We start from the raw sequence: 7922 nt of genomic DNA on the forward strand, positions 1-7922 counted from the left end.
CGATCGGACAGAAAAATCCCAGGTAAATCATCAGTGCCAAAAACAAAGCCAAAAACAGATAGGCCAGCAGGTCTCTTCTGCAGTATTTGAGAGGCTTCATCTTCGTCCGTCCGTCCCCTCCGTGGTAGCACCTGGATTCCATGGCCAGGGCCAGGTCATTGGCTCTCCTTACCGCCGCCACAAACAGCGGCACTACGATCGGCACCATGCTCTTCATCCGGTGCAGAAAACTTCCATTTTTAAAATCCACTCCCCTTGCAGTCTGGGCCTTCATGATCTTGTCCAGCTCCTCTGTGAGGATCGGGATAAATCTTAGGGCAATCGACATCATCATCGCAATCTCATGCACAGGAATTTTGATCAGCTTCAAAAATCCCAGGGACTTTTCGAGCCCGTCTGTGAGTTCGTTGGGTGTGGTCGTAAAGGTCATAAGGGAAGTGCCCAATACAAGCATCACCAGCCTTGTGCCCAGATAAACGGCTGTGATGACTCCTTCTTTGGTGATCCTGATAACCCCGAAATGTACGATCGCCTCCCCCGGTATGAAGAAAATATTGATGACAACGGAAAAAAGCAAAATAACGCCAACGGCTTTCAGCCCCCTGACAATAAAAGAAAGGGGTACAGTGGAAAGGCCGATCATCAAAGCCAAAAACAGCAGAGAAGCCGCATAAGTCAGCGGGGACTTTGAGAAAAACAAGGTTATGACAAAAATCAATGTCCCCACCAGCTTTACCCTCGGGTCCAGCCGGTGAAGAATAGAATCTGATCTGTAATATTGTCCTATGGTGATGTCTTTAATCATATGTTTGTTCCTTCTTTAATGTTTTTAGGATTGCCCTCCTGGCATCTTCAAGAGTCAGGATCTCTCCCTCAACAGGAAATCCTTTTTCTTTCAGATCATTGGCCAGGAGTCTGAAAAACGGTACGGACAGTCCCATCTGCTCCAGTTCTTCCTGATGGGAAAACACCTCTTCCTTATCCCCGTCAAATTCCAGCCGCCCACGGTTCATGACGATCATCCTGTCTACATAGGATGCAATGTCTTCCATACTGTGGGATACAAGTATGATCGTGATACCCTGTTCCTGATTGAGACGCTTCAGCAGTTCTAAAAGCTGTACCCTTCCCTCAGGGTCCAGACCGGCGGTCGGTTCATCCAGAATAAAATATTCAGGCTTCATTGCCAGAATGCCTGCGATAGCTACTCTGCGCTTCTGTCCTCCGGACAGTTCAAACGGCGACTTTCCGAACAGTTCTTCTGAGATCCCCACGTCTTTGAGTGCCTCCTTCGCGGCTTTGACAGCTTCTTCTTTGGATGCCCCAAAGTTCATAGGGCCGAAACAGACATCCTCCAGTATGGTTGTCTCAAACAGCTGGTGTTCCGGATACTGAAAACACAGGCCGACCTTTCCCCGGAGGCTCTTGATATCATAATTGTCATCGTGGATATTCTTTCCCTCAAAATACACCCTTCCTTTTGTAGGTTCCATGAGACCGTTCAGATGCTGGATCAGCGTAGACTTACCCGATCCCGTGTGTCCGATGATGCCGATAAATTCTCCCTCTCCGATCTCTAAATCTATATCGATCAGCGCGGGCTTCTTTATATCCGAATTATCTTCATATATATAACTTACTTTTTCTAAACTAATTGACATAACTCTTCCACCAGTTCTTCCCTTGTCGTTATCGCATCAGAAAGCCTGATACCCTCCTTTTTAAGCTCGTAAGCAAGCTCTGTGGCAAACGGAACTTCAAGCCCGTACCCTTTCAGCTCCTTAACATGGGCAAACACTTCCTTTGGCGTTCCGCTCATTACGACCTTTCCCTGATCCATGACAAACACTTTGTCAGCCAACAGTACCTCTTCCATATCATGTGTGATTAAAATGATCGTGATCTCTTTTTCTTTGTTTAGTTCCCTGGACAGGGACAAAACATCCTGCCTTCCCTTAGGATCCAGCATCGCGGTGGGCTCGTCCAAGATAATACACTCCGGTTCCATAGCCATGATCCCTGCAATGGCTATGCGCTGTTTCTGTCCGCCGGATAAATGATTGGGGCTTGCACTGCGGTAAGCGGTCATCCCGACGCCCTCCAGTGCCCCTGCCACGCGACTCCAGATGTCTTTTGTGGGAACGCCGATATTTTCCGGGCCGAAGGCTACATCTTCTTCTACTACAGAACCGACAATCTGGTTGTCCGGGTTTTGAAATACAATGCCTGCACTTTGGCGGATCTTCAGGAGCTTTTCATGGTCTCTTGTATCCATACCCTTTAAACAAACAGAGCCGGATGTGGGCTGCAGCAGTCCGTTGATATGTTTTGCCAGGGAAGATTTGCCGGAGCCGTTGTGTCCAAGAATGGCAATGAACTCCCCTTTTTCCACCGACATATCCACACCATTTACGGCATTTATTGTCTGAGTTTCCTCTTCCTTCTCCCCATACGTTATATATTGATGAATTAAATCTTTGATCTGTAATATTGACATTGGTTTCTCCTTTGACATATGCTCCATTATATCAATAAAATTCTCTGGAAACAATAGGTATTCATTGACATTCCTACTGTTAGACCATATACTTAGGGTAGAAATAAGCACCGCTTAAAATGGTCTTTATATTTTGGCAAAACCGGGGAAATCCGGTGACGCAAAGCCAAGGGCCTAAACCATTTACTGGTACGGCAGCTGGTTGCTCCATTTTACCTACGGGACTATTGTACTTTCATAGCCCTCTCGATGGATTTTGTACTGCATATTTTCTATGCAGTTTGACTTACGTTGCATTTTTTAAGATAAAATCGACTCCGGCAGGATACCGCCGGAGTTTTTTATTTTAGTATCATGACAACATATCAAATAAGGGGGAGATTACTATGAAACGCTTGAAAAAGCCTGCTGCGTGGCTAACCGCAATATTTCTTGCACTCGGCCTTGCAACTCTGGGCAACTTAAGTTATGCAGCGGAGGAACCGCTGGAAGCAAAGAAGGACCTTCAGGCGGCATCCTCTTCAGAGAATGTGGCTGCATCTGAGGAAGAAAAACCTGCATCTGCTGACAGGCCGACAGAGACAGCCGAAAGTCAGCAGACAACTGCAGCGCCTGAACCAGAGGTTACCGAGACCTCAAAGAAAGAGACGACAGATTCCCAAAACTCAGCTGCAGCCAAAATTTCCAATGAAGGAGTATCTGAAAAAGACGTGAAAATGAAAAAAACTGCTGCAAGTGATCAGGAAATCATGATCGAAGGCAGTACACTCTATGCTCAGGGCACTTCCATCGTGATCAAGAAGGATTCCGACGGCAAAGCCTATGTCTTTGATGCCTCCGGTAATTCCCGTCTGTCTGACACATCGGTTACGAGCGGTTTTACAATCTATGGCGGAGGAAAAAATAAACCCGCAAAAGGAAATGTAACGATTGACATCCAAAATGTACAGGTGTCCAGAATATATGGAGGAGGTTTTTCCGATGGTACCGGAAATGCGGATCTAAGTGGAAATGTCTCCATTAAAGTCTCAGGTACTGTGAATGCTTCTTCAGTGTATGGAGGAGGATATGCCAATGCATCCAAGGGAAATGCCAGTGCCAATGTATCCGGATCTGTTACTGTTGACATTCCCTCTGTCCCGTCCAGCAACCATGGCAACCTATACGGAGGCGGCTATGCGTATACCACCGGAGCATATAATGCCTCAGCGGATGTAGCCTCAGTAAACATAAGTGTCACGAGCAGGACATATTCTCTGCGCGGAGGCGGCTATGCCACAGCAAACGGGGACGGTAAAGCCTCCGCAGATGTATCTGGTTCTGTTTCCTGTACAATGAAAAGTGTAGACATCCGTGAAGTATATTCGGGCGGTTATGCCAGCGGAGCCAACGCTCATGCAAGCTGCGGCTCCATCACCTCTTCCTTTGCAGGAAGCGGAAATGAAGTCATGATCTTCCACGGCGGCGGGGATGCGAGTAATCATGCCTGCGCCGATGTTTCCGGCAGTATCACTGCCAATCTGACCAACTGTTCCAGTATATACGGCTATGTAACTGCAGGGGGTACCGCTTCCGGCGGAGGTTCTGCTGATGTAAACGGTTCTGTTACACTGAATGTAGTCAATTCTGTCTCTCCGGTACAGGAACAGTTCGGCAATCTGGCAGCCGCTGCTTTTCACACCGGCGGTCAGGCTTCAGGTCAGGGCTCCAGCGCAGATGTAAAAGGTACCTGCTCTACCCTTTACAAAGACAGTGAAATCGTAGGCACTATTGTGGGAGGCGGAGAATCCATCAGCGGAGGTTCCGCCAAATCTGGAAAAATTTCTTTTTCCCTCGAAAATGTAAAGGGAAGCGAATATGAAGGAACCATGTACTACGGCGACTACATCTTAGTCGGTGAAGTGGATGACAAGAGTTCCAGGAGTCTGACAGAGTCCTCACAGGCCGCTATGACCGTCACCAACAGTAAAACAGAATTTCTCTGGGGAGGCCTTTTGCTCAAGGGAAATTCCCTGTCCTGCAAAACAGGATCTGATCTTATCATAAAAGACAGCGCATCAACTTTTGACGGTATTGCTCATTTTGATACTTTATCAGTAAGCCATCCGATTACAGTCAGTTCCTTTGAACCAAAATCTGACGGTGTCCCGACACTTTTAAAAGTTACAGGACTTTCAGCCGGAAAAACTGCAGTGACGTTCCATGGCAGCGGTGCAGAACAAAATTGGTTTGCACTGAGAAACGGAACTTTAAACTACAATGAAACAGCGGACTCTGCGTTCTGGAAGATTGCTTCTTATAATACACCTTCCGGCTCCATCGCCGTACAGCAGCCCCCGGAAGCCCCTGGGGTGGCCTTGGAAAACAGCGATGCAGACCATTTTCTGACGCAGGAAGACCGGGAAAAAATAAACACCGGAAGCAGTATAGAAATTGTCCTGAATTCTTCTCCCGTATCTGATCCGCCTACAGATATCAGCAAACTCCTAGAGAAGGAAATGCACCGCACCCAGACTCAGCCTGCTGTCATCCTGGATCTCAATCTCATGAAGGTAATTGACGATGTGCCGGAGAGTATCCATACCTTAGCCTCACCATTAAGGCTAACCTTTGAGGTCCCGGAAGAATACCGAAAAGAAAACAGACAGTTCCAGGTGATCCGCATCCACGAAGAATCCGACGGAATCTACAGTGCTGACACTCTGAACAATTTAAGTACAGAGCCTGACAAGGTAACAGTCGAGACCGACCGGTTTTCTGTTTATACCCTTGTATATAAGGACCAGGCTGCTGCAGCCTCAGAATCTGCTGTCAATACAACTTCTGCCGGAGGAGATAAGAATACCTCTAATAAAAAGAATACTTCCCTCAGCAAAACTGCTATAGGAAAAAAAGACATTGTACAAAAAACCGCGTCCAATAAAAAAATCTCTAAATCAGATTCCAAAGGACAGGGCTACGTCGGCAGTACGGCCAATACAGCCGATACACACCGCAGTTTCCCTTCTCTACTTCTGATCCTTTCCGGAAGCCTGATCTGCGGCAGCTTCCTACTTAAAAAGCGCACAGAATTATAAAAAAGCAATTCAAAAAACGGATGAAATTATATTTACACGATTTCATCCGTTTTTGATTTGATGGTACTGAGAATTTATAGAAAGCGTCTCCGGCCCAAAATTCATGGCAAAAAAAGAAGCAGGATAAAATCTGCTTCTTTTTCAAAATATGGCTCTTATTATACTAATTCGATCAATACTTCTAAGGCACCGTCACCTTTACGCTGTGCGATCTTTACGATCCTTGTATACCCACCATTTCTATCGGCATACTTCGGTGCATATTCGTTAAATAACTTTTCTGTAAGATCAACAGTCTTTGTGTTGGCTTTTTTGCCTGCAAGCTCTGTCGGAACTTCTTTTACCGGATATAATACCTTTAACATCTGTCTTCTGGCATGAAGACGGGAAGGCATATCCTTTGTGATCTCTTTTTTCACTGTCTCATATACAGTGACTTTCTTTCCGTCAACAACTTCTTTGACACGTTTTCCGTCGCTGTCTTTCTTTGCTACTTTAGCGTCAACAGTGACTGTCTCAAAGTTGTCTTTTTCTCTGACTGCCATTGCGATCAATTTCTCAGCGATCTTGCGGATCTCTTTTGCCTTTGCTTCAGTTGTAACGATCTTTCCTCTGTATAAAAGATCGGTTACCTGTGAACGCAGTAATGCTTTTCTCTGAGAAGATGTTCTTCCTAATTTTCTGTATTTTGCCATTATAATGACCTCCTGTGATTTTTCGCCATGCTTACTTCATACCTTCAGCCTAGGCGGGTCTTTTTATGATTTCTTATTCATCCCCTGAATTTAATGCCAATCCAAGTTCATTTAATTTCGCAAGAACTTCTTCCAATGATTTACGTCCTAAGTTGCGGACCTTCATCATATCTTCTGAAGTCTTGTTGGTCAGTTCTTCCACAGTATTGATTCCTGCTCTCTTCAGGCAGTTATAAGAGCGAACGGATAATTCCAGTTCATCAATGCTCATCTCCAGAACCTTTTCTTTCTCGTCATCTTCCTTTTCAACCATGACTTCTGCTGTCTTGGCATTCTCGGAGAGATCTACGAACAGGTTCAGATGTTCGCACAATACTTTGGCAGCGAGGCTGACCGCCTCGTCCGGTGAAAGGGTTCCGTTTGTAAAGACATCCAAAGTAAGTTTATCGTAGTCTGTCACCTGTCCCACACGGGTATTTTCCACCTTTAGATTCACACGCTCTACCGGAGTATAGATTGCATCGACTGCAATCTCATCGATAGAGTTGCCTTCCTTGTCTGCTTTGTCGGCACCGACATAACCGCGGCCTTTTGTGATCGTAAGTTCCATATCCAGATGTGCGTCATCTCCGCTCAATGTCGCGATGACCATATCAGGATTTAAAATCTCGATATCACTGTCAGCCTTGATGTCACCGGCAGTCACGACACCGCTTCCGGAGCACTCAATAAAGGCCTGTTTTGGTTCGTCCGTAGAACTGTTATTCTTAATCGCCAGGGACTTGATGTTCATGATGATCTCAGGGACATCCTCTTTCACTCCCGGAACGGAACTGAACTCATGCAGCACACCTTTGATCTTTACAGCACTGACTGCAGCGCCCGGCAGAGATGAGAGCATGATCCTCCTTAAGGAATTTCCGAGTGTCGTTCCGTAGCCGCGCACTAACGGCTCGACTACAAAACGTCCGAAACGGTTATCTTCAGAAATCTCACTAATCTCAATATTTGGCTTTTCAAATTCAAACATTTAAGCCCTCCTTCTGGGTTAGGAATTTGTTGAGGGTTATTACGATTATTTAGAATATAACTCGACGATCAGTGTCTCATTTACAGGAACGTCGATCTCTTCTCTTGCAGGTAATTCCTTTACAGTTCCGCTCAGTGCTTCCTGGTTTGCTTCTAACCAAGAAGGAACCATTCTTCCGCCGGTTACTTCTAAGATTTCTTTGTATCTAGGAGAAGTTTTGTGGTTTTCTTTGATCTCAATCACATCACCTACAGATACTCTGTAAGAAGGGATGTTGACAGTTTTGCCGTTTACAAGCACATGCTTGTGGTCAACGATCTGTCTGCATTCTTTTCTTGTTCTTCCGAATCCGAGACGGAATAATACATTGTCAAGTCTCAGTTCCAGAAGTGTCATAAGGTTTACACCTGTCTGACCTTTCATTTTTTCTGCTTTTGCGTAGTAATTTCTGAACGGTTTTTCTAATACACCGTAGATAAACTTCGCTTTCTGTTTTTCACGGAGCTGAAGTCCGTACTCACTCTTTTTTCTATTTCCTCTTGTTGAGGTTCTGTTAGACTTTTTGTCGATTCCTAAAAATACAGGATCGAGGCCTAAGGATCTACATCTTTTTAAGACTGGAG

Annotated in this window: 7 protein-coding genes and 1 riboswitch; of the genes, 1 reads left to right on the forward strand and 6 read right to left on the reverse strand. The window is 45.5% G+C overall.

Features of this window, described 5'->3' with window-relative positions:
• The 3 genes from QVP35_RS03885 to QVP35_RS03895 form a co-directional block, all read right to left on the reverse strand.
• Positions 1 to 805 (reverse strand): energy-coupling factor transporter transmembrane component T family protein (locus tag QVP35_RS03885; protein WP_288187749.1); only part of this gene is annotated, 805 nt, incomplete at its 3' end.
• Positions 798 to 1661: an energy-coupling factor transporter ATPase gene (locus QVP35_RS03890; protein ID WP_006568518.1), complete on the reverse strand. Its 864-nt coding sequence runs from the start codon at positions 1659 to 1661 to the stop codon at positions 798 to 800. The genes QVP35_RS03885 and QVP35_RS03890, both read right to left, overlap by 8 nt.
• Positions 1646 to 2497, reverse strand: coding sequence for an energy-coupling factor transporter ATPase (locus QVP35_RS03895; protein ID WP_022260815.1), 852 nt, complete (start codon positions 2495 to 2497; stop codon positions 1646 to 1648). Before QVP35_RS03895 ends, QVP35_RS03890 begins: the two co-directional genes overlap by 16 nt.
• Before the next feature lie 125 nt (positions 2498 to 2622).
• Positions 2623 to 2707, forward strand: a riboswitch (cyclic di-GMP riboswitch).
• Between the two features lie 176 nt (positions 2708 to 2883).
• Here QVP35_RS03895 and QVP35_RS03900 point away from each other — a divergent pair.
• On the forward strand, positions 2884 to 5574 hold the full coding sequence (locus tag QVP35_RS03900; protein WP_009289939.1) for a hypothetical protein: 2691 nt from the start codon (positions 2884 to 2886) through the stop codon (positions 5572 to 5574).
• Positions 5575 to 5732: 158 nt separating this feature from the next.
• Here QVP35_RS03900 and QVP35_RS03905 read toward each other — a convergent pair whose 3' ends face one another.
• The 3 genes from QVP35_RS03905 to rpsD all read right to left on the reverse strand — a co-directional run.
• Entirely contained in the window at positions 5733 to 6269 is a 537-nt protein-coding gene (locus QVP35_RS03905; protein ID WP_006568513.1) for a bL17 family ribosomal protein, read from the reverse strand.
• A 73-nt stretch (positions 6270 to 6342) separates the two neighbouring features.
• Positions 6343 to 7299 carry a DNA-directed RNA polymerase subunit alpha gene (locus QVP35_RS03910; RefSeq protein WP_006568512.1) on the reverse strand — a complete coding sequence of 319 codons (957 nt, stop codon included), beginning with the start codon at positions 7297 to 7299 and terminating at the stop codon, positions 6343 to 6345.
• A 45-nt stretch (positions 7300 to 7344) separates the two neighbouring features.
• Positions 7345 to 7922, reverse strand: a 578-nt coding sequence (rpsD, locus tag QVP35_RS03915; protein WP_288187750.1) for a 30S ribosomal protein S4, incomplete at its 5' end; no start/stop codon positions are given.

The organism is Anaerostipes sp. CAG:276, from assembly GCF_000432215.1.
In the GTDB taxonomy this organism is placed as follows: Bacteria; Bacillota; Clostridia; order Lachnospirales; family Lachnospiraceae; genus Anaerostipes; species Anaerostipes caccae.

Bases quoted from the DNA above. Each gene is read 5' to 3' on its own strand.
- QVP35_RS03910 (WP_006568512.1), bottom strand. From the start codon at position 7,299: ATGTTTGAATTTGAAAAGCCAAATATTGAGATTAGTGAGATTTCTGAA.
- QVP35_RS03900 (WP_009289939.1), top strand. From the start codon at position 2,884: ATGAAACGCTTGAAAAAGCCTGCTGCGTGGCTAACCGCAATATTTCTT.
- QVP35_RS03895 (WP_022260815.1), bottom strand. From the start codon at position 2,497: ATGTCAATATTACAGATCAAAGATTTAATTCATCAATATATAACGTAT.
- QVP35_RS03905 (WP_006568513.1), bottom strand. From the start codon at position 6,269: ATGGCAAAATACAGAAAATTAGGAAGAACATCTTCTCAGAGAAAAGCA.
- QVP35_RS03890 (WP_006568518.1), bottom strand. From the start codon at position 1,661: ATGTCAATTAGTTTAGAAAAAGTAAGTTATATATATGAAGATAATTCG.